The organism is Streptomyces griseocarneus (genome assembly GCF_014655595.1).
GTDB classification, from domain to species: domain Bacteria; phylum Actinomycetota; class Actinomycetes; order Streptomycetales; family Streptomycetaceae; genus Streptomyces; species Streptomyces griseocarneus.
Genome location: NZ_BNBL01000001.1, coordinates 701,086 through 721,090 on the forward strand (window position 1 = coordinate 701,086; position 20,005 = coordinate 721,090).

Annotated in this window: 17 protein-coding genes and 1 riboswitch; of the genes, 9 read left to right on the forward strand and 8 right to left on the reverse strand. The window is 74.8% G+C overall.

Features of this window, described 5'->3' with window-relative positions; translation table 11 throughout:
* The first annotated feature begins 167 nt into the window (after positions 1-167).
* Complete coding sequence (locus IE295_RS03030; RefSeq protein ID WP_190061816.1) at positions 168-1,190, forward strand: ParB/RepB/Spo0J family partition protein; 1,023 nt, start codon at positions 168-170, stop codon at positions 1,188-1,190.
* A 5-nt stretch (positions 1,191-1,195) separates the two neighbouring features.
* Positions 1,196-2,008, forward strand: a complete 813-nt coding sequence (locus IE295_RS03035) for an AfsR/SARP family transcriptional regulator (protein WP_224323234.1) — start codon at positions 1,196-1,198, stop codon at positions 2,006-2,008.
* Between the two features lie 44 nt (positions 2,009-2,052).
* Here the strand turns inward: IE295_RS03035 and IE295_RS03040 are convergent, their stop codons facing one another.
* Positions 2,053-2,949: a ribokinase gene (locus IE295_RS03040; RefSeq protein WP_190061818.1), complete on the reverse strand. Its 897-nt coding sequence runs from the start codon at positions 2,947-2,949 to the stop codon at positions 2,053-2,055.
* A gap of 341 nt (positions 2,950-3,290) precedes the next feature.
* Between IE295_RS03040 and IE295_RS03045 the strand changes: the two genes are divergently transcribed.
* Together IE295_RS03045 and IE295_RS03050 are read left to right on the forward strand one after the other, a co-directional pair.
* Positions 3,291-4,094: a SigB/SigF/SigG family RNA polymerase sigma factor gene (locus tag IE295_RS03045; RefSeq protein WP_190061819.1), complete on the forward strand. Its 804-nt coding sequence runs from the start codon at positions 3,291-3,293 to the stop codon at positions 4,092-4,094.
* 64 nt (positions 4,095-4,158) lie between these two features.
* Positions 4,159-4,359: a hypothetical protein gene (locus IE295_RS03050; RefSeq protein ID WP_190061820.1), complete on the forward strand. Its 201-nt coding sequence runs from the start codon at positions 4,159-4,161 to the stop codon at positions 4,357-4,359.
* A gap of 66 nt (positions 4,360-4,425) precedes the next feature.
* On the opposite strand, the gene IE295_RS03055 is transcribed toward IE295_RS03050, so the two are convergent.
* Entirely contained in the window at positions 4,426-4,665 is a 240-nt protein-coding gene (locus IE295_RS03055) for a chaplin (RefSeq protein WP_190061821.1), read from the reverse strand.
* A 356-nt stretch (positions 4,666-5,021) separates the two neighbouring features.
* On the opposite strand from IE295_RS03055, the gene IE295_RS03060 reads away from it, so the two are divergent.
* The gene (locus IE295_RS03060; RefSeq protein WP_190061822.1) at positions 5,022-6,515 is read left to right on the forward strand and encodes an SDR family NAD(P)-dependent oxidoreductase; all 1,494 of its coding nucleotides are present in this window, start codon (positions 5,022-5,024) and stop codon (positions 6,513-6,515) included.
* A 46-nt stretch (positions 6,516-6,561) separates the two neighbouring features.
* Here the strand turns inward: IE295_RS03060 and alaS are convergent, their stop codons facing one another.
* Both alaS and tsaD read right to left on the reverse strand, forming a co-directional pair.
* Positions 6,562-9,198, reverse strand: a complete 2,637-nt coding sequence (gene alaS, locus IE295_RS03065) for an alanine--tRNA ligase (RefSeq protein ID WP_190061823.1) — start codon at positions 9,196-9,198, stop codon at positions 6,562-6,564.
* Positions 9,199-9,216: 18 nt separating this feature from the next.
* Positions 9,217-10,272 carry a tRNA (adenosine(37)-N6)-threonylcarbamoyltransferase complex transferase subunit TsaD gene (gene tsaD, locus IE295_RS03070; protein WP_190062378.1) on the reverse strand — a complete coding sequence of 352 codons (1,056 nt, stop codon included), beginning with the start codon at positions 10,270-10,272 and terminating at the stop codon, positions 9,217-9,219.
* Between the two features lie 143 nt (positions 10,273-10,415).
* Here tsaD and cbiE point away from each other — a divergent pair, with 143 nt between their 5' ends.
* The 3 genes from cbiE (at position 10,416) to IE295_RS03085 (ending at position 14,026) form a co-directional block, all read left to right on the forward strand.
* Positions 10,416-11,630 carry a precorrin-6y C5,15-methyltransferase (decarboxylating) subunit CbiE gene (cbiE, locus tag IE295_RS03075; RefSeq protein WP_190061824.1) on the forward strand — a complete coding sequence of 405 codons (1,215 nt, stop codon included), beginning with the start codon at positions 10,416-10,418 and terminating at the stop codon, positions 11,628-11,630.
* A 288-nt stretch (positions 11,631-11,918) separates the two neighbouring features.
* The gene (gene cobM, locus IE295_RS03080) at positions 11,919-12,686 is read left to right on the forward strand and encodes a precorrin-4 C(11)-methyltransferase (RefSeq protein ID WP_190061825.1); all 768 of its coding nucleotides are present in this window, start codon (positions 11,919-11,921) and stop codon (positions 12,684-12,686) included.
* Between the two features lie 143 nt (positions 12,687-12,829).
* On the forward strand, positions 12,830-14,026 hold the full coding sequence (locus IE295_RS03085) for a serine hydrolase domain-containing protein (RefSeq protein ID WP_224323214.1): 1,197 nt from the start codon (positions 12,830-12,832) through the stop codon (positions 14,024-14,026).
* A gap of 63 nt (positions 14,027-14,089) precedes the next feature.
* On the opposite strand, the gene IE295_RS03090 is transcribed toward IE295_RS03085, so the two are convergent.
* On the reverse strand, positions 14,090-15,163 hold the full coding sequence (locus tag IE295_RS03090) for a cobalt-precorrin-5B (C(1))-methyltransferase (protein WP_190062379.1): 1,074 nt from the start codon (positions 15,161-15,163) through the stop codon (positions 14,090-14,092).
* Between the two features lie 107 nt (positions 15,164-15,270).
* On the opposite strand from IE295_RS03090, the gene IE295_RS03095 reads away from it, so the two are divergent.
* Complete coding sequence (locus IE295_RS03095; RefSeq protein WP_190062380.1) at positions 15,271-16,023, forward strand: cobalt-precorrin-6A reductase; 753 nt, start codon at positions 15,271-15,273, stop codon at positions 16,021-16,023.
* Between the two features lie 119 nt (positions 16,024-16,142).
* On the opposite strand, the gene IE295_RS03100 is transcribed toward IE295_RS03095, so the two are convergent.
* The 3 genes from IE295_RS03100 to IE295_RS03110 are packed head-to-tail and all read right to left on the reverse strand — an operon-like array spanning position 16,143 to position 19,707.
* Positions 16,143-17,657 (reverse strand): precorrin-2 C(20)-methyltransferase, encoded by a 1,515-nt coding sequence (locus IE295_RS03100; protein ID WP_190061827.1) that lies wholly within the window; start codon positions 17,655-17,657, stop codon positions 16,143-16,145.
* Positions 17,654-18,295 carry a precorrin-8X methylmutase gene (locus IE295_RS03105; RefSeq protein WP_190061828.1) on the reverse strand — a complete coding sequence of 214 codons (642 nt, stop codon included), beginning with the start codon at positions 18,293-18,295 and terminating at the stop codon, positions 17,654-17,656. The genes IE295_RS03100 and IE295_RS03105 overlap by 4 nt, the downstream gene beginning before the upstream one ends.
* Positions 18,292-19,707, reverse strand: coding sequence for a ferredoxin-like domain-containing protein (locus IE295_RS03110; protein WP_224323216.1), 1,416 nt, complete (start codon positions 19,705-19,707; stop codon positions 18,292-18,294). Before IE295_RS03110 ends, IE295_RS03105 begins: the two co-directional genes overlap by 4 nt.
* 182 nt (positions 19,708-19,889) lie before the next feature.
* A riboswitch (cobalamin riboswitch) is annotated at positions 19,890-19,963 on the forward strand.
* Positions 19,964-20,005 lie beyond the last annotated feature (42 nt).

A 20,005-nucleotide genomic window follows, 5' to 3' on the forward strand; every position in this document is an offset into this window, starting at 1 on the left:
GACAGCGACCGGGCTCGGTATCTAGCTTCCTCTCTGTCGGCGGATCGACTGGTGTTGGAAGGCCCGGGAGGGCAGTCAATCACCAGTTGGAGGAGGAGGGTTCCAGACGCCCGCCTCCCCCGAGTGCGCGATCCGTCGTGGCCGGAGGTCCATCTGGAGGGGGTGCCGTGACGGTTCCGGAACCGGAACAGCAGCAGATCGCCTTGCTTTCTCCCGACGCGCTGTTACCCGCGGACTCCCCACGGGTGGCGGGCGAGGACCTCCGGCACGTCCAGAAGCTCGCCGCGCTGGACGTACCCCTGCCGGCCATCGTCGTGCACCGCACCACCCTGCGGGTCGTCGATGGCATGCACCGGCTGCGAGCCGCTCGTCTACGGGGGGATGAGCGGATCGCGGTCCGGTTCTTCGACGGCAGCCCCGACGACGCGTTCGTCTACGCCGTCAGGGCGAACATCCTGCACGGCCTGCCCTTGACGCAGGCCGACCGGTCGGCCGCCGCCGAGCGCATCATCCGCAGCCATCCACACTGGTCGGACCGCCTGATCGCCTCGGCGACGGGCCTCGCCGCCAGCACGGTGGCCGCCGTGCGCCGGCGGTCGGCCGACACCGGCCGGCAGCCGCCCGCCCGCACCGGCCGCGACGGCCGCGTGCGCCCGCTCAACGCCGCCGAGGGCCGCCGCCGCGCCGGCGCGCTCATCGCCGCCCGGCCCCAGGCCAGCCTCCGCGAGATCGCGGGCATGGCCGGCATCGCGGTCGGCACCGCCCGCGACGTACGCCTGCGGCTGCTCCAGGGACTCGACCCGGTGCCGAAGAAGCTGCGGGACGCCGAGAGCCGGGGCACCGACGCCGAGCCCCCGGCGCGGGCCGTCGCCGCGGCGGCCAAGGCCGCGAACACCACCCAGCGGGCCGGCGGCCCCGGGCCCGTCGCGGCGGCCGCTGCCGCCGCGGTCAGCACCGAACCGCTCCTGCGGACGCTGCGCTCCGACCCCTCGCTCCGCTTCACCGAAGGCGGCCGGGCCCTGCTCAACCTGCTCAGCGCCCACGGCATGGGCACCGAGCGGTGGCGCCGGCTCGTCGACGCCGTGCCCGCCCACCGCCGCGCGGCCGTGGCCCAGGCGGCCCGGCACAGCGCCGAGGCCTGGCTGCGCTTCGCCAGTGAACTCGACCGCCGGTCCGGGGGAATGCCGTGACCGTCATGGGTGTCCGCCCCGGAGCGGTCTCCTTCAGCCTCCTCGGACCGGTCTCGGCGACCGTCGGCGGCGAGCGGGTCACCGTCAGCGGCCGCAGACAGCGCGTCATCCTCTCGCTGCTCGTCCTGGCCCGGGGCCGCGTGGTGCCCGTCGCCACCCTGGTCGACGCCGTCTGGGGCGAGCGGCCCCCGCTCTCCGCGCGGGCGAGGGTCGCGCTCGGCGTCATCGCCCTGCGCAAGGCCTTCCGGGCCGCCGGGCACAGCGGCACGGTCATCGTCGGCACGCGGTCGGGATACCGCCTGAGCACCGAGCGGGCCGGGTTCGACGTCCGCGAGTTCGACGACCTGGTCGCCGCCGCGGACCGCGCCGCCGCGCACGGCGAGGCACTGCGGGCCGGCCTCCTCTACCGCGGCGCGCTGGACCTGTGGAGCGGGCCCGCCCTGGAGGGCGTGGGCGGACGGCTGACCGAGAGCGCGGCGGCCCGCCTCGAGGCCCGGCGACGGGCGGTGTGCGAGGCCCTGCTGACCGTGGGCCGCGACCTGGCGGACGACGGCTTCTTCGACGAGGCGGAGCAGGCGCTGCGGGACGTGCTGCGCGCGGCCGAGGAGCCGGGCGCGGCGGGACCGGCGGCCGAGGCCCATCTGGCCCTGGGCCGCCTCCTCGTGACGCTGTACCGCCTCGGACAGGGCCGGCACCATCTGCGGGCCGCGGCGGCCCTGGGCGAGGAGCGGGCCGTCGGCGAGCTCGCGGCGCTCGCCGAGCGGGGGTCCGGCGCCGGGGAGGCGCTGGAGCTCGTGCCGCGGCAGGCGGTGCGCTGAGGGGCGCTCCGCCACCGCCCCTCAGCCCAGGGCGCGGCCGCCGGTCACAGCTCCGCGGCCGTCGGGTACGACGGCTGCGCGCCCTCCCGGGTCACCGACGCCGCTCCCACCCGCACCGCGAAGCGGGCCGCCTCCGTCAGAGGGGCGCCGTCGGCCAGCCGTGCGGCCAGCGCGCCCGTGAAGGCGTCCCCGGCGCCGGTGGTGTCCACCACCTCGACCTCGACCCCGGGCACCGCGACCGGCTCGGCGGCGTCCGCGTCCAGGGCCAGCGCGCCCGCTCCGCCGAGGGTGACCACGACCGACCGGGCGCCGCGGTCCCGCAGCGCGGCGGCCCACCGGGCCGGGTCGCCGTCCGGCAGGGCCGAGAGCCGCCGGGCCTCGTGCTCGTTGACGACGAGGGGATCGGCGGCGGCCAGCAGGGCCGGGTCGAGCGTCCCGGGCGCCGGCGAGGGGTTGAGCACGACCCGGGTGCCGGTCTCCGCGGCGACGGCGACCGCCGCCCGTACGGTCTCCGGCGGCACCTCGAGCTGGAGCGAGAGGACGGCCGAGGCGGCGATGACCTCGCGGGCGGCCGTGACGTCCGCGGGGGAGAGGGCGGCGTTGGCGCCGGGGGAGACGACGATGGAGTTGTCGCCGTCCGGGCCGACCACGATCATCGCGGTGCCCGTGCGGGCCCCCTTCTCCACCAGGACGTGCCGCAGCTCGGTGCCCGCGTCCCGCTGGGCGTCCAGCAGCAGCCGGCCGAACGCGTCGTCACCGACCCGGGCCAGCAGGGCCGTCCGGGCCCCGAGGCGGGCCGCCGCGGCGGCCTGGTTGGCGCCCTTGCCGCCGGCCGACTCCACCAGGTCCGTGCCGAGCACGGTCTCGCCCGCCCCGGGCCGCCGGTCCACCCGGACCGTCAGATCGGCGTTGGCCGAGCCCACCACCAGTACGTCGTACATGTGCCCCTCACCCTTCGCACGTCGCCGCGTCGTCCCGGATCACCAGGACCACCGGCACCTTCCCCCGCTCCGGCAGCCTCTCACCCCGGGCGCCGGGAGTGTGACGCCCGTCATGAGGCGTTCCGCCGGGCGTCACGCCACGTCACCGAACCCACGCTCCGAGTCGCGGGAAGCGGGGGCCGGGGTCATGCTGAGACCACCGTGGCCGACACCGGCCGGCCCCGGCCCAGCGGCGCCCGTTCCCCGTTCGCGGACGGGACGCGAGGGCACCCCGCACGCCCGGAAGGTCCTCCGGCCGGCAGGCAACTCCTTGACGCACGAGCGAGGGGACAACCGTGACCATGGCTGAGCCGACGCCCCGCCCACCCGCCCGTGACACCCGTGGCCACGACGGCGAGACGGCCGACACCGCGGAAGTCTTCACCCGCCTGGCCGCCCTCCCCGCCGGGCCGGAGCGCGACCGGCTGCGGCAGGACGTGATCGCCGCCTGGCTGCCGATGGCCGAGCGGGTCAGCATGCGCTACCGCAAATGCGGGGAGAGCCCGGCGGACCTGCGACAGGTGGCCGCGCTGGCCCTGGTGCACGCCGTGGACCGCTATGACCCCCGGCTCGGCCACGCCTTCGAGTCGTTCGCCATCCCGACCATCAACGGCGAGCTCAAACGGCACGTCCGGGATCATGTGTGGTCCCTGCACATCCCGCGCCGGGACCAGGAGCTGCGGGCCGCCGTGCGCGCCGCGGCGGCCCACCTGGAGCAGCGCGGCGCGGGCGCGGACGTCACCGTGGCCGAGCTGGCCGCGGAGACGGGGCTGTCGGAGGAGGAGGTGCGGCGCGGGCTGGACGCCGACGGGGTCCATCACACGCTCTCCCTCGACCACACGGTGGCCGGCTCGGACGAGCTCCCGCTCGCCGACACCCTCGGCCGCTGTGACCGGGCGCTGGAGCTGGTGATCGACCGGCAGTCCCTCAAGCCGCTCCTGGACGCGCTGCCCGAGCGGGAGAAGTACGTCCTGTACTGGCGTTTCTTCGGCAACCTCACCCAGCAGCAGATCGGCGCCCGCCTCGGCGTCTCCCAGATGCAGATCTCCCGCATCCTCAGCCGCACCTGCGCCCGGCTGCGCCGGCAGCTGCTCGCGGCCGCCTGATCCCCCCCCCGCGGGCGGCCGACGGCCCCCGCGCCACCTCCCACAGCAAGGGCAGGACCGCACCATGGAGTCCAACCACTCGCACCTGACCCCCGACCTGCCGCCGATCGTCGAGATCCCCGACCTGCCGGGCGCCCAGCACGACCAGCGGTCCGGGAACGAGGGCGGCGAGCCCGACCCGGCGGCCGGGTCCGGACACGGCAGTGGCGCCCACCAGGAGGTCGGTGGGCGCCACGAACGCACGGGAGAGGGATCCGGCGGCTGACTGTGACCCTGTCCCGCGCGGCGCGCGGTCCGGCTGTGACGCGCGCGCTCAGGGGTGGGGCAAAGGTCAGTTGTTGACGCAGGTGTTGCCGAACGTCGGGTTCAGCAGGGCGATGATGTTGATCGTGTTCCCGCAGAGGTTGATCGGGATGTGGATCGGGACCTGAATGACGTTCCCGGAGATGACACCGGGGGAGCCCGCAGCCACACCCTGCGCGCCGGAGTCGGCGACAGCGAGACCGGCGGCACCGGTGAGGGTCGTGCCGACGGCGGCGGTCAGGACGGCTGCCTTGGCGATACGCGACATGGCCAAACCTTTCTAAGGGGTGTTGAGAGGCAATTGTGACCGGCGTTTCAGGAGGAGATGGACCAATATGGGCCCCATGCCACGTAATTAACCCGGAAAGGCCAATAAGTCGGATGTAATGTACGGTGGTTGAAAAATCGGATTCCGGCACTTCCGCACCGCCTCACGCGATTCCGGCCGACCGCGACGGAGGGCGCCCGGGCCGGCCCGGGGAGCGCCCCCGCAGGCCGCCCGGCGCACGGTCCGCCCGCCCGCCCCCGGCCCGGGTCGATCATGGGTTTGGCGCTGCCGCGTTCGCCTACGTACAGTTTCCTGGAACACTTGTCGAACAAGCGGACTGGGAAACGACAGCGGTCATGACCGTCACTGAAGAGAACCGCGACGGTGCAGGCCACCCGTCGGACACGGACACCCCGGGCATAGCCCCGGAACGCATGGCGATCTGCCTGAGCGTCCTCGAGGAACTCGACCGGCTCCCGGTCGACCACCCCGACGCGATCGCGGTCCGGCGCGCCACCGCCGGGATCTACCGGACGGTGAAGCAGCGCCGCCGCCAGGAGCGCCGCGCGGCCAAGACCGCCCACGACAAGCAGGTCACCGAGGCCACCGCCACCGGCTCCGCCGAGCGCATCGACGACGAGACGCAGGGCATCCTGCCCAGCTCCTCGGTCGCCGGCGAGATCGCGGGCATCCTGCAGCGCCCCCGGTCCTGCTACATCTGCAAGACCCGCTACGTCGAGGTCGACGCCTTCTACCACCAGCTGTGCCAGGACTGCGCGGCCGAGAACCGGGCCCGCCGCGACGCCCGCACTGACCTCACCGGGCGGCGCGCGCTGCTCACCGGCGGCCGGGCCAAGATCGGCATGTACATCGCCCTGCGACTGCTGCGTGACGGCGCCCACACCACCATCACCACGCGGTTCCCCAACGACGCCATCCGCCGCTTCAAGGCGATGCCGGACAGCGACGAGTGGATCCACCGCCTCAAGGTCGTCGGCATCGACCTGCGCGACCCGGCGCAGGTGGTCGCCCTCGCCGACTCCGTCGCCGCCGAGGGCCCGCTGGACATCCTGATCAACAACGCCGCCCAGACGGTGCGCCGCTCCCCGCGCGCCTACAGCGAGCTCGTCGCGGCCGAGTCCGCGCCGCTGCCCGCCGGCGAGCTGCCCGCAGCCCAGGTGATCGGCACCTTCGGCAGCGGTGCGGTGGACTCCGTCGCCGCGCTGCCGGCCCCCCGCCGCGAGGGCGACGGTCTGACGGCGCAGGACGTCACCGACCTGGCGCTCGTCGGAGGCTCGGCCTCCCTGGCCCGCATCGAGGCGGGCACCGCGATCGACGCGGGCGGCCTCGTCCCGGACCTGGACTCCACCAACAGCTGGATCCAGACCGTCTCCGAGGTCGACCCGGTCGAGCTCCTCGAGGTCCAGCTGTGCAACTCCACGGCGCCGTTCATCCTGATCAGCCGGCTCCGCCCGGCCATGGCGGCGGCCGCCGCCCGCCGCACGTACGTGGTGAACGTCTCCGCCATGGAGGGCGTCTTCAGCCGCGGCTACAAGGGCGCCGGCCACCCGCACACCAACATGGCCAAGGCCGCCCTGAACATGCTCACCCGCACCAGCGCCCAGGAGATGCTGGAGAGCGACGGCATTCTGATGACGGCGGTCGACACCGGCTGGATCACCGACGAGCGCCCGCACCCGGACAAGGTCCGCCTGGCCGCCGAGGGCTTCCACGCCCCGCTCGACCTGGTGGACGGCGCGGCACGGGTCTACGACCCGATCGTCCGTGGCGAGCAGGGCGAGGACCTCTTCGGCTGCTTCCTGAAGGACTACCGCAAGTCGAACTGGTAGGCACCCGCCCCGGACGGGCCGGAACCGGCCCGTCCGGGATCAGCGGTCAGGGGAGGAGCCCCCGCACGGCGTCCAGCGTCGCCGGAAGCGCCTCCGCCGCGAGCCCGCCGCCCTGGGCCACCTCGGCCGTGCCGCCGCCTCGGCCGCCCAGCAGGGACTTCACCAGCGCGGCGGCCGAAAGGCCCGCCGCGACGGCGGCCCCGTTCAGGGCGACCGTCACGACCGCCTTGTCGCCGGACGGCGCCCCGATCGCCGCCACGCCCGGCCGGGAATCCGGCAGACGGTCACGCACGGCCAGCGCCAGGGCGCGCGCGTCCGCGTCCGTGGTCGCCGTCACCACCCGCGTGCCGCCCACGTCCGTCGCCGCGGCGGCCAGCTCCGCGGCCCGGGCCAGCGCCGCCCGCCCGCGCAGCTCCTCCGCCAGCTGGTCGGCGGCCTTCAGCCGCTCCAGCAGGCCGGCCACCCGCTCCGGCAGCCCCGCGCGCGGCGCCTGCAGCTGCTCCGCCAGCCGCGAGACCAGGTCGCGCTCGCGGGCCAGGTAGCCGAAGCCCTCGAAGCCGGTCGCGGCCTCCAGCCGCCGCATCCCGGCCCCCACCGACGACTCCGCCGTCAGCGCCACCACGCCCACCTGCGCCGCGTGCTCGACGTGCGTGCCGCCGCACAGCTCGCGCGACCACGCCCCGCCGATCTCGACCACCCGCACCCGCTCGCCGTACGTCTCGCCGAACAGCGCCAGCGCGCCCAGCTCCCTGGCCTCGGGCAGTGACATCCACCGCACCTCCACCGGCAGGTCCCGCCGCAGCGCCCGGTTCGCCGCCTCCTCGACCTCGCCGCGCGCGGCCGGGCCGAGCGCGCCCCGCCAGGGGAAGTCCAGCCGCAGATAGCCGGGCCGGTTGTACGAACCGGCCTGCAGGGCCGTCGGGCCGAGCACCTGCCGCAGCGCGGCGTGCAGCACATGGGTGCCCGAGTGCGCCTGCCGGGCGCCCAGCCGCCACTCCGGGTCGACGGCCGCCCGTACGGCATCCCCCACACCCAACTCGCCAGCCGTCACCCGCACCTGATGGATCACCAGCCCGGGCAGGGGCCGCTGCACGTCCAGCACCTCGGCCTCCACCGACGCGCCGGTCAGCGCGCCCGCGTCGCTGTCCTGGCCGCCCGACTCGGCGTAGAAGGGCGTGCGGTCCAGCACGGCGGTGGCGATCTCGCCGGTGCGTACGGACGTCACCGGGCCGGCCGGGCCCAGCAGGGCCAGCACCCGCGATTCCGTCTCCAGCGCGTCGTACGCCCGCCAGTCCGTCGGCCCGTGGGCGCCGAGCACCTCCCGCAGCGCGGAGGTGTCCAGCGCGCCCGACTTACGGGCCCGGGCGTCCGCGCGGGCCCGCTCCCGCTGCTCGGTCATCAGCGCGGTGAAGCCCTCGCGGTCGACCTCGACGCCCTGCTCCTCGGCCATCTCCAGCGTCAGGTCGATGGGGAAGCCGTAGGTGTCGTGCAGCAGGAACGCCTGCTTGCCCGGCAGCAGGTGACCGCCGCGCGCCTTGACGTCCGCGACCGCCGTGTCCAGCACGGTCGTCCCCTGCCGCAGCGTGGAGCGGAAGGCGTCCTCCTCGGCGTACGCCTGCTGGGAGATGCGGCCGAACTCCTCGGCCACCGCCGCGTAGCTGTGCCGCATGCAGTCCCGGGCGGCCGGCAGCAGCTCCGGCAGGGCCGGGTCCTGGTACCCCAGCAGCCGCACCGAGCGCACGGCCCTGCGCAGGATGCGGCGCAGCACGTACCCACGGCCCTCGTTGCCGGGCGCGGTGCCGTCGGCGAGCAGCATCAGGGCGGTCCGCACGTGGTCGGCCACCACCCGCAGCCGCACGTCCGCCTGGTGGTCGGCGCCGTACCGCACGCCGGTCAGCTCGGCGGCCCGGTCCAGCACGGGCCGGGTCTCGTCGATCTCGTAGAGGTTGTCGACACCTTGCAGCAGCGTGGCCATGCGCTCCAGGCCCATGCCGGTGTCGATGTTGCGCCGGGGCAGCTCCCCGAGGATCGGATAGCCGGACTTCCCGGCGCCCTCGCCCCGCTCGTACTGCATGAAGACCAGGTTCCAGAACTCCATGTACCGGTCCTCGTCCACGGCCGGGCCGCCCGCGCGGCCGAGCGCGGGCCCCCGGTCGTAGTACAGCTCCGAGCACGGGCCGCAGGGTCCCGGAACGCCCATCGACCAGAAGTTGTCCTCGTCGCCCCGGCGCACGATCCGCTCCTCGGGCAGCCCGGCGATGCGCCGCCACAGTTCGGCGGCCTCGTCGTCGGAGTGATGGACGGTGGCCCAGATCCGGTCGGGATCGAGCCCGTACCCACCGTCCTCGACAGCGGAGACGGACAACTCCCAGGCGAAGGCGATGGCCTCCTCCTTGAAGTAGTCCCCGAACGAGAAATTGCCGTTCATCTGGAAGAACGAGCCGTGCCGCGTCGTACGGCCGACCTCCTCGATGTCCAGGGTCCGCACGCACTTCTGCACGCTCGTCGCCCGCGGCCACGGCGGGGACGCCTCGCCCGTCAGGTACGGCTTGAAGGGGACCATGCCCGCGTTGACGAACAGCAGCGTCGGGTCGGGTGTCGGCAGCGGCGCGCTGGGCACCACGGTGTGGCCGCGCGCGGCGAAGAAGTCGAGGAAGCGGCTGCGGATGTCGGCGGTACGCACAAGGGGCTCCGGATCGAATCAGGCGGCGCGGACGACGCGGGTCACGGGGTGCAGGGCCGCGTACTCCAGGGGAGCTGACGGGTCGATGGACACATCGAGCGGCGCGGGCTCGGCGCCCGCGCGCACCAGCAGGTCGCCGACGGCGGCGATCATCGCGCCGTTGTCGGTGCACAGCCGCAGCGGCGGGACGCGCAGCTCGATGCCCGCAGCATCGCAGCGCTCCCGCGCCAGCGCCCGCACCCGCGAGTTCGCGGCCACGCCACCGACCACGACCAGGGTGCCCACGCCGTGCTCCACGCACGCGCCGACGGCCTTGCGGGTCAGCACATCGGCCACGGCCTCCTGCAGCGAGGCGGCCCCGTCCGCGACGGGCAGGGGCCGCCCGGCGGCGCGATGGCCCTCGGCCCAGCGCGCGGCGGCCGTCTTCAGCCCCGAGAACGAGAACGCGTAGGGGTCGTCGCGCGGCCCGGTCAGCGGCCGGGGAAAGGCCACCGCCCTCGCATCCCCCTCCCGCGCCGCCCGGTCGACCGCCGGACCACCGGGATAGGGGAGGCCGAAGACCCGCGCCACCTTGTCGAAGCACTCACCGGCCGCGTCGTCGAGGGTGTCCCCGAGATGGAGGATCGGATCACGGGCGAGGTCCCGCACGAGCAGCAGCGAGGTGTGCCCGCCGGAGACGATCAGCACCATGCAGGGATTCGGCAGCGGCCCGTGCTCGAGGGTGTCGGCGGCCACGTGCCCGGCCAGATGGTGCACGCCATAAAGAGGCACGCCCAGCGCGTACGCGACCCCCTTCGCCGCCGCGACCCCCACCTGCAGCGCACCGGACAGACCAGGACCGGTGGTCACCGCCACCGCGCCGATGTCACCCATCTCCAGCCCCGCGTCCGCGAGCGCTGCCCGGACGACGGGGGCGGCGGCGTGCACATGGGCCCGCGCCGCGATCTCCGGCACGACACCGCCGTACCGCGCGTGCTCGTCCATGCTCGACGCCACCGCGTGGCCCAGCAGTTTCCCGTCCCGGACCAGCCCCGCGCCGGTCTCGTCGCAGGACGACTCGATACCCAGCACCACCGGTGAACGCCTCACGAGCGCGCCTCCTGCCTTCCTCTAGTAATTGCACAGCATATGCAACAAGGTCCCCGGAGTGGTGCCGTCTCCGCAGGTCAGTAGAGTTCCGGTGCCCCCAGTACGCCGCGAATTCCGAGGTACGCCCCGTGAGCCCTGCCCCCGTGACGGTCGTAGGCATCGGCGCCGACGGCTGGCCCGGTCTCGCCCCCGGCTCCCGGGAGGCGCTGCGCCACGCCGAGGTGATCATCGGCGGCCCGCGCCAGCTCGACCTGCTGCCCCCCGACTGCCCGGCCGAGCGCGTCGCCTGGCCGTCCCCGCTGCGCCCCGCCGTCCCTGGCCTGCTCGCCGCGCACGCGGGCCGCCGCGTGTGCGTCCTGGCCAGCGGCGACCCCATGTTCTACGGCATCGGCCGCACCCTCGCCGACGTCCTCGGCGCCGACCGGCTGCGCGTCCTGCCGCACCCCTCCGCCGTCTCGTACGCCTGCGCCCGCCTGGGCTGGCCCCTGCACGACACCGACGTGATCAGCCTCGTCGGCCGCCCCCTGGCGACGCTCACGGCCGCGGCGCACGACGGCCGCCGCCTCCTCGTGCTCAGCGCCGGAGCGGAAACGCCCGCCGAGGTCGCCGGCCTGCTGCGCCGGCTCGGCTACGGGCCGAGCCGGATGACCGTGCTGGAACAGCTGGGCGGCGACCGCGAACGCCGCCTCGACGGCACCGCCGACGACTGGCCGCACCCGCCGGGCGACGCCCTCAACGTCATCGCGGTCACCTGCCACCGCGCCCCGGACGCACTCCGCATCCCCCTCACCCCCGGCCTGCCCGACGACGCCTTCGAACACGACGGCCAGCTGACGAAGCGCCACGTACGTGCGGCGACCCTCGCCGCCCTCGCCCCCGCCCCCGGCGAACTGCTGTGGGACGTGGGCGGCGGCTCCGGCTCCATCGGCATCGAATGGATGCGCGCCCACCGCTCGTGCCGGGCCGTGGCCGTCGAACGCGACGCGGTGCGTTCTGAGCGCATCACGCGCAACGCGGGTGCCCTGGGGGCGCCGGGGCTGCGGGTGGTCACCGGCCGGGCGCCGGAGGCCCTGGCGGGCCTGCCCACTCCTGACGCCGTCTTCATCGGGGGCGGCCTGACGGCGCCGGGCCTGCTGGCCGCTTGCTGGGATGCGCTGCCGGCGGGCGGCCGGCTGGTCGCCAACACCGTCACCCTCGAATCCGAGGCGTTGCTGACGGACTGGTACCGCCGCCACGGGGGCGACCTGACCCGCCTTGCGGTCGCGCACGCCGTGCCCGTAGGGGGCTTCACGGGGTGGCGGCAGGCCATGCCGGTGACGCAGTGGTCGGTGATCAAGCCGTGACGGTGCGGCCCGGTGGGCGGGTTTGTGCCCACCCTCCCCCAGCTACCGCTGGGAGGTGCCCCCAGCCCTGCGGGACGATTGCCCACAAACTGGGGGGAGGGGCGATTGCCGACAAACGACGGGAGGGGCCGGGGTGGGATGGGCCCTGGCAGGGGACGTAAGGGATATTTGCGGCTGCCTGCCGGGTAACCGAACCGGCTGACAGGGGCCGTAAATATTCCAGTCCCCAGAAGGGCCCGTCCCGCCCCGGCCCCGCCCCACGAAACGCACCGATCCCAAGGAGACCGCATGACCGTGTACTTCATCGGCGCCGGCCCCGGCGCCGCCGACCTCATCACGGTCCGCGGCGCCCGCACCCTCGCCCGCTGCGGCGTCTGCCTGTACGCCGGCAGCCTCGTACCGGACGAACTCCTCGCCGAGTGCCCGCCGGACGCCCGCCTCGTCGACACCGCCCACCTGAACCTCGACGAGATCACCGCCGAGTTCGTCCGGGCCCACGAAGCCGGCCAGGACGTCGCCCGCCTGCACTCCGGCGATCCCTCCGTCTACAGCGCCGTGGCCGAGCAGATGCGCCGCCTGGACGCGCACGGCATCCCGTACGAGATCGTGCCCGGCGTCCCCGCCTTCGCCGCCGCGGCCGCCGCCCTCGGCCGCGAGCTGACCGTGCCGACCGTCGGCCAGACCGTCATCCTCACCCGCGTCGCCCAGCGGGCCACCCCCATGCCCCCCGGCGAGGACCTGGCCACCCTCGGCCGCAGCGGCGCCCTGATCGTGCTCCACCTGGCCGCCCGCCACGCCGACCGCGTCGTCGCCGAACTCCTCCCGCACTACGGCCCCGACTGCCCGGCCGCCGTCGTCGCGATGGCCAGCCGTCCCGACGAGATCGTCCTGCGCGGCACCCTCGCCGATATCGCGGATCAGGTGCGGGCGGCGGGCGTCGTCCGCACCGCGGTGATCCTCGTCGGCCGCACGCTGGCCGCCGGGCAGTTCCCCGACAGCTTCCTGTACTCGACGACGCGAGACCGGGACAACTGCGGGCGCACAGTGCGGAATTAGGGCGGCAAACAGCCTTTGGGTGTGTGCCTGGTCATGCCGCCGACCTCTTGTCGTGAGGGTTTCCTCGGAAGATCATGTAGCCGTGGCAGGGCCAGGGCCGCACATTTCCTAAGGGGATGTTCATGTCGAAGTACACATCGCGGATGCGTGGCAGGATTGTCGCGTTAACGGCGGCGTTGGCCGTCGCCGGCGGTGTCCTCGCTGCGGGTTCGGCCTCGGCCGCGACGCCGGCGGGGGAAACGGCTTCCCGTACCGCGACGCAGCAGGCCCTCGACGGCCTCGTCGCCGCCGGGATGCCGGGTGTGGGTGCCGAGATCCGTACGCCGGCCGGAAGTTGGTTCGGCAAGTCCGGGTACGCGGACACCTATACCAAGCAACGGCGCACCTCTGCCGACCACTTCCGGGCCGGCAGCATCACGAAGACCTTCGTCGCCACCACGCTGCTGCAGCTGGAGTCCGAGGGCAGGCTGCGCCTCGACGACTCGGTCGAGCGCTGGCTTCCCGGTGTCGTCCAGGGCAACGGTTACGACGGAAACAAGATCACGGTCCGTCAGCTCCTCAACCACACCAGCGGCATTCACGACATGGTGTCGACCGAGGAGTGGGACACGACGATGAACGGCTCCGGTTTCTACCGGCACCGTTACGACGTCATGACGCCGCGGGACATCGTGGCCATCGGGCTCGCCCAGGGGCCCGACTTCGAGCCCGGCAAGGGCTGGAGCTACTCGAACACCGGCTTCGTCCTGGCCGGCATGGTCATCGAGAAGGTCACCGGGAACTCCTACGCGAGCGAGATCGACCGCCGCATCGTCAAGCCGCTGGGCCTGACGGAGACCCGTTTCCCCGGCACCGACCCGGCGCTTCCGGGCGCGCACCCGGTCGGCTACTCGAAGCTCTTCTTCTCCACCCCCGTGAAGGAGATCTACGACGCCACCTACTACCGCCCGTCCTGGTCCGGCGCCACGGGCGAGATCGTCAGCACCTCCGCCGATCTCAACCGTTTCTACGCCGCCCTGATGCAGGGCCGGGTCCTTCCGGCCGGGCAGTTGAACGAGATGCTCACGACCGTGGAGACCGGCCAGCACTTCGGCTACGGCCTGGGCATCATGTCGCGCAACCTGTCCTGCGGGACGACCGTATGGGGCCACGACGGCGTCGTCTGGGGGTCCCTGTCAGGGGCCGCCACGACCCGCGACGGCGGCACCGCGCTCTCCTTCAACATCAACGGTGACTGGCTCCAGCAGAGCGCGCCGTTCGAGAAGGTCTTCGAGGGGGCGTTCTGCGGCACGACGGCGCCGACGGCGGCCCGGGCCTCTCTCGGCCCGGTGAGCCGGTAAGGACCACCGACCGGTGAGCCGTAGGGGGCGCCCCCTACGGCTCACCGGTACCGGCAGGGGCCGTCACCGCCCCCGAGGGTCCGCGCGGCCCACGATCACGCCCGCGCGGTCGATGCAGATGACGTCGACCGCGACGGGCGCCCCGCGCAGCACCGCCAGGGCCTCGTCCCGGGCGGTGGCGGCGACGAGATCGCCGAGCGGGACGCCCGCCGCCTCGCACAGGCGCAGGGCCTCCAGGCCCGTGTTGGCGTCGGTGACGGCGGCGGCCAGGCCGTCGTCGCCCCCGCCCCGGCGGGCCAGGGAGGCGAGGAACGCCTTGTCCACCTGGGAGCGGGCCGAGTGCAGGTCGAGGTGGCCGGCCGCCAGCTTGGAGAGCTTGGCGAAACCGCCGGCGATGGTGAGCCGGTCCACCGGGTGCCGGCGGATGTACTTGAGCACGGCCCCCGCGAAGTCCCCCATGTCCAGCAGCGCGTCCTCGGGCAGCCCGTGCACGGCGACCGCGACCTTCTCGGACGTCGAGCCCGTACAGCCCGCGACGTGGCGGCGGCCGGCCGCCCGGGCGACGTCCACGCCGCGCCGGATGCTGTCGATCCACGCCGAGCAGGAGTAGGGAACCACGATGCCGGTCGTGCCCAGGATGGAGATGCCGCCGAGGATGCCCAGGCGCGGGTTCCAGGTGGAGCGGGCGATCTCCTCGCCGTGGTCGACCGACACCTCGATCTCGACGTCGCCGGTGCCGCCGTGCCGGGCGGCGACCTCGGCCACGTGGTCGCGCATCATCTGGCGCGGCACCGGGTTGATCGCGGGCTCGCCGACGTCCAGCGGCAGCCCCGGCCGCGTGACGGTGCCCACCCCGGGGCCGGCCCGGAAGACCACGCCGGAGCCGGAGGGAAGGATCCGTACCGTGGCGCGGATCAGCGCGCCGTGCGTGACGTCCGGGTCGTCGCCGGCGTCCTTGACGATGGCGGCCATGGCCCGCCCGGCACTCTTCTCCTCCGCGGCCAGCGCGAAGGCCGGCGTCTGCCCCTTGGGCAGCGTGATCGTCACGGGGTCGGGGAACTCGCCGGTCAGCAGCGCGGTGTAGGCGGCCGTGGTGGCGGCGGTCGCGCAGGCGCCCGTGGTCCAGCCGTGCCGCATCCCGGTGTGCCGCAGCTGGGCGGTGCGCCCGCCGGCGGCCTCGGCGTCAGCCACGGCGGCCCCCGCCCGTAGGCTTGGCCGACCGGCCACCGGCAGAAAGGCAGCACATCGTGAGCGGCGCCGAGCGCCACGTCCTCATCCTGGGCGGCACGACCGAGGCACGGCACCTCGCGGCCGGGCTGGCGGCCGATCCCGCACTGCGGGTCACCAGCTCCCTCGCCGGCCGGGTCGCCCGGCCGCGGCTCCCGGCGGGCGAGGTGCGCATCGGGGGGTTCGGGGGCCCTGAGGGCCTCGCCCGGTGGCTGCGCGAGCAGCAGGTGGACGCGCTCATCGACGCCACCCATCCTTTCGCCGGCACGATCAGTTTCAACGCGGCACGTGCTGCCGCCGCCGCTCATGTTCCCCTGCTGGCCGTCCGCAGGCCCGGCTGGGTCGCGGGCCCGGGCGACGACTGGCACCCGGTGGGCTCGCTGGCCGAGGCGGCCGACGCGCTGCCCGCGCTGGGGGAGCGCGTCTTCCTGACCACGGGCCGGATGGGCCTGGCGGCCTTCGCGCACCTCGAGGATATGTGGTTCCTGACCCGCTCCGTGGACGCGCCGGAACCCCCGGTGCCACCGCGCATGGAGGTACTGCTGGACCGCGGCCCGTTCACGGTCGAGGGCGAGCGCGACCTGCTGCGCGATCACCGGATCGACGTCCTCGTCACGAAGGACAGCGGCGCGGCGGCGACGTCGGCCAAGCTGGCGGCCGCGCGGGAGGCGGGAATCCCGGTGGTGGTGGTCCGCCGGCCCCCGGCCCCCGACGGCGTGCCGGTGGTCCCGGGCCCGGAGGAAGCCGTGGCGTGGCTGAAGAGCCTCTGACCCCGGCCCCGCCCCTCCCGTAACCGGGGCCCCGATCCGGAACCCGAACCGCCAATCGCAGCCCCCGGTTCGCCGGGCGGGCCGACACCGGCCCGCCCGGCGAACGAGGACACCGCGCGTCAGCGCTCCGGGTACCGCCGGGGCGTCCAGGCGATCTCCTCGGCGCCGTCCGCACCCCGTCGTACCGCCCGCGTCTGCGTGGAGCCGATGATCAGCAGCGTGCGCATGTCGACCTGCTCGGGGTCGAGTTCGCCGAGGCGGACGATGCGTACGGACTCCTCGGGGCCGCCCACGTCGCGGGCCAGGACCACGGGGGTGTCCGGGGCGCGGTGCTCGAGGAGGAGGTCGCGGGCCTTGCCGACCTGCCAGATGCGGGAGCGGGAGCCGGGGTTGTAGAGGGCGAGCACCAGGTCCGCGGCCGCCGCCGCGCGCAGCCGCTCGGCGATGACCTCCCAGGGCTTGAGGCGGTCGGAGAGGGAGACGACGGCGTAGTCGTGGCCCAGCGGGGCGCCCGCCCGGGCGGCGGCCGCGTGGGCGGCCGTCATGCCGGGGACCACGCGCACCGGGATCTCGCGGTAGGGGTCCTCGGAGGCGACCTCCAGGACGGCCGTGGCCATGGCGAAGACGCCCGGGTCGCCCGAGGAGACCACAGCGACCCGGCGGCCCTGGCGGGCGAGGTCGAGGGCGAACTCGGCGCGCTCGGACTCCACCTTGTTGTCGGAGGCGTGGCGGCGCTGGCCGGGGCGCACGGGCACCCGGTCCACGTACGTGCTGTAGCCGACGACGTCCTGCGCCGCCGCCAGCGCGCCGCGCGCCTCCGGGGTCAGCCACAGCGGCCCCGCCGGGCCGAGCCCGACGACCACGACCTCGCCGGAGGCCGCCGGCGCCGGCTCGGTGCCGATGCGGCTCGGCAGCACCGCCACCGAGAAGTACGGCACCGACTCCGGGTCGACGTCCGCCAGCCGGCCCGTGCGCTCCCCGCTCATCGTGGCGCGCTCGACGTACCGCGCCTCCTGCAGCCGGCCCGCCCGCTCCAGCGCGCCCCGCACCGCCGGGAACGTGCGGCCGAGCTTCATCACGACCGCCGAGTCGGTCGAGGCCAGACGTGCGGCCAGCTCCTCTTCGGGCAGGGTGCCCGGCAGGATCGTCAGCACCTCCTCGGCCTCCACCAGCGGTTCGCCGAGGCGGGCGGCCGCGGCGCTCACCGAGGTGACCCCGGGCACGACCTCCGTGGGGTAGCGGTGGGAGAGCCGCTTGTGCATGTGCATGTACGAGCTGTAGAAGAGCGGATCGCCCTCGGCGAGGACGGCCACCGTCCGCCCGGCGTCCAGGTGCGCGGCCAGCCGGGCCGCGGCCTCCTCGTAGAACTCCTCCATCGCGGCGCGGTAGCCGCCGGGGTGGTCGGTGGTCTCGGTGGTGACCGGGTAGACCAGCCGCTCCTCGATGTGGTCCGGGCGCAGGTGGCGTTCGGCGATCGAGCGCGCGATGCTGCGGCCGTGCCGGGCGCTGTGGTAGGCGACGACGTCGGCCGCGGCGATGACCTCGACGGCCCGCAGGGTCATCAGCGACGGATCGCCGGGCCCGAGCCCCACCCCGTACAGCCGGCCCGTCGTCTGCGGATGCTGCTCGCTCACTCTTCCTCGCTCGCTATCGCGTTGATCGCGGCCGCGGCCATGGCGCTGCCGCCCCGCCGCCCCCGCACCACCAGGTACTCCAGCCCCAGCGGGCTGTCGGCCAGCGCGTCCTTGGACTCGGCGGCGCCGATGAAGCCGACCGGGATGCCGAGCACGGCCGCCGGGCGGGGCGCGCCCTCCGCCACCATCTCCAGCAGGCGGAACAGCGCGGTCGGCGCGTTGCCCACCGCGACCACCGCGCCGTCCAGCTTCTCGCGCCACAGCTCCAGGGCGGCGGCGCTGCGGGTCGTCCCCATGCGCCGCGCCAGCTCCGGCACCGCCGGGTCGGCGAGGGTGCACAGCACCTCGTTGTCCGCGGGCAGCCGCTTGCGGGTCACGCCGCTGGCGACCATGTTGGCGTCGCACAGAATGGGCGCACCGGCGAGCAGCGCCGCGCGCGCCTTGGCCACCACGCCGGGGGAGTACGCGAGGTCCTTGACCAGGTCGGTCATCCCGCAGGCGTGGATCATGCGCACGGCGACCCTGCTGACGTCCGGTGGCAGCCCGCCGAGGTCGGCCTCGGCCCGGATGGTGGCGAAGGACTGGCGGTAGATGGACGCGCCGTCCTTGTCGTAGTCGAACACTTGGCCCTCGTTCATGTCGTGGTACGTGCCGCCGCCACCGCGTCGGCCAGTTCTCGCGCCGGCACCGGCCTCGCCGGCACCGTCCTCGTCGGCGCCGGTCGCGCCGCATCGTCCCGCACGGCGAGCCGGTAGCCCTCGTCCGTGGCGAGCACGTCGACCCACCGGCCGCCGGGGTGTCCGCAGCGCCGCTCGCACCCGGACCAGTACACCGGCAGGGCCCCGGCCCCGCCGGGCAGCGTCCCGGTGAGACAGGCGGCCGCGTCGGCCCGTACGTCCGCGAGCGACTTCGCGCACCCGGGGCGGCCCGCGCAGGCGCCGGCCCCGTGCCAGGGGGAGCCGGAGGAGACGACCAGGCCCGCGTCGGCGAAGGCCGCGCGGTGGGCGGCGGCCGCCCGGGCCGTGAGACCCGGCACGACGATGCCGCGCCAGGGTGTCACACGCAGTTCGCCGTCGCCGTCCCGGCCGGCGGCACGGGCGAGGAGGCGCCACTGGCCGGCGGTCAGCCGCCCCAGGGGCGCCGCCAGCGACAGCGCCCACCGCCCGTCCCGGCCCTCCACGAGGCCCAGCTGGGGCGCCGGGCCGTGCGGGAGCGTGACGCGCGGTACGAGCGAGACGTGCGGTACGAGCGAGCAGGCGATCCCGGCGGCGGCGAGCCGCTCGGCCAACCGCTCGGGGGACGGGCGTTGTTCGGGGGTGAGTTCGCGTACGCGCCAGGCCTTGACACCGCCGGCACGTACGGCCGCGAGGAAGGCGCGCGCCGCGAGGACGGCCGCGCGCGGGGCGTCGCCGACGGCGAGGCGCAGGGCGGGGCCGGTGGTGCCGAAGCACAGCAGGGCGTGCCGGCCGTCGCGTTCTGCGATCAACGTCACATCGGGCGCCAGGGCCGCGATGTCGCCGCGGCCGTCGTCGAGCCCGAAGAGGAAACGGCCCGACAAACCCGACAAGTCGCTTGTTTCTGCTTCCGCTTCTGTTTGTTGCTCGGCCCGGTCGGCGCACAGGAGTGCGTCCAGGGCGCGCGCCCAGGCCTGCACATCCACAGCCACGTCCACGTCCACATCCGCCACATCCGCGCGCGCGTCGCGCGGCCCCGCCGGCCCGTCCAGCCCGCACAGCGGCGACGCCACCACGTTGCGGATCCGCTCGTGACGGTCCGACGGCAGCAGTCCGGCCGCGCGCAGCCGCCCGCCCAGGGCCGCTCCGCAGCCGTCCGGCAGGCCGCGCAGCTGGACGTTGCCGCGCGAGGTGAGGTCGAGACGGCCGTCGCCCAGCTCCTCGGCGAGGCCGGCCAGCACCTCGGCCTGATGCGACGTCAGCAAACCGCCGGGCAGCCGTACGCGCGCCAGCGCCCCGTCGTCCGCGGCGTGCAGCCGCAGCGCGCCGGGGCAGCGGTCACCGCTCTCGCGGCCGGGCGTGGGGGAGGCGGACATGGCGGCGAGCATACCGAGGGGCTCCCCTCCCCGGTCCCGCCCGTCCCGGTCCCCGGGCCCGGGACGTGGCCCGCGGGCGGGGGGCGCGGAACGGAACACGCGCTGGTCATCGGGGTTCCGCTCGCTACTATGGCTCATCGGCGGAGCCATGGGTCCGCCGGACGCCAGAGACGGCGACAGGGGAGGAAGCCGGTGAGACTCCGGCACGGTCCCGCCACTGTGAGCACGGCAGCGATGCCGGGCGAGTCAGGAACTCCCGCCGTCTTCCCACCGCCCGGGGCGCGGACCCCGAGGAAGG

Bases quoted from the DNA above. Each gene is read 5' to 3' on its own strand.
- IE295_RS03040 (WP_190061818.1), bottom strand. From the start codon at position 2,949: ATGTACGACGTACTGGTGGTGGGCTCGGCCAACGCCGATCTGACGGTC.
- IE295_RS03090 (WP_190062379.1), bottom strand. From the start codon at position 15,163: ATGCGGCACGGCTGGACCACGGGCGCCTGCGCGACCGCCGCCACCACG.
- IE295_RS03055 (WP_190061821.1), bottom strand. From the start codon at position 4,665: ATGTCGCGTATCGCCAAGGCAGCCGTCCTGACCGCCGCCGTCGGCACG.
- IE295_RS03085 (WP_224323214.1), top strand. From the start codon at position 12,830: ATGCGTGGCAGGATTGTCGCGTTAACGGCGGCGTTGGCCGTCGCCGGC.
- IE295_RS03110 (WP_224323216.1), bottom strand. From the start codon at position 19,707: ATGTCCGCCTCCCCCACGCCCGGCCGCGAGAGCGGTGACCGCTGCCCC.
- IE295_RS03060 (WP_190061822.1), top strand. From the start codon at position 5,022: ATGACCGTCACTGAAGAGAACCGCGACGGTGCAGGCCACCCGTCGGAC.
- IE295_RS03105 (WP_190061828.1), bottom strand. From the start codon at position 18,295: ATGAACGAGGGCCAAGTGTTCGACTACGACAAGGACGGCGCGTCCATC.
- IE295_RS03035 (WP_224323234.1), top strand. From the start codon at position 1,196: ATGGGTGTCCGCCCCGGAGCGGTCTCCTTCAGCCTCCTCGGACCGGTC.
- IE295_RS03050 (WP_190061820.1), top strand. From the start codon at position 4,159: ATGGAGTCCAACCACTCGCACCTGACCCCCGACCTGCCGCCGATCGTC.
- cobM (WP_190061825.1), top strand. From the start codon at position 11,919: ATGACCGTGTACTTCATCGGCGCCGGCCCCGGCGCCGCCGACCTCATC.
- IE295_RS03045 (WP_190061819.1), top strand. From the start codon at position 3,291: ATGGCTGAGCCGACGCCCCGCCCACCCGCCCGTGACACCCGTGGCCAC.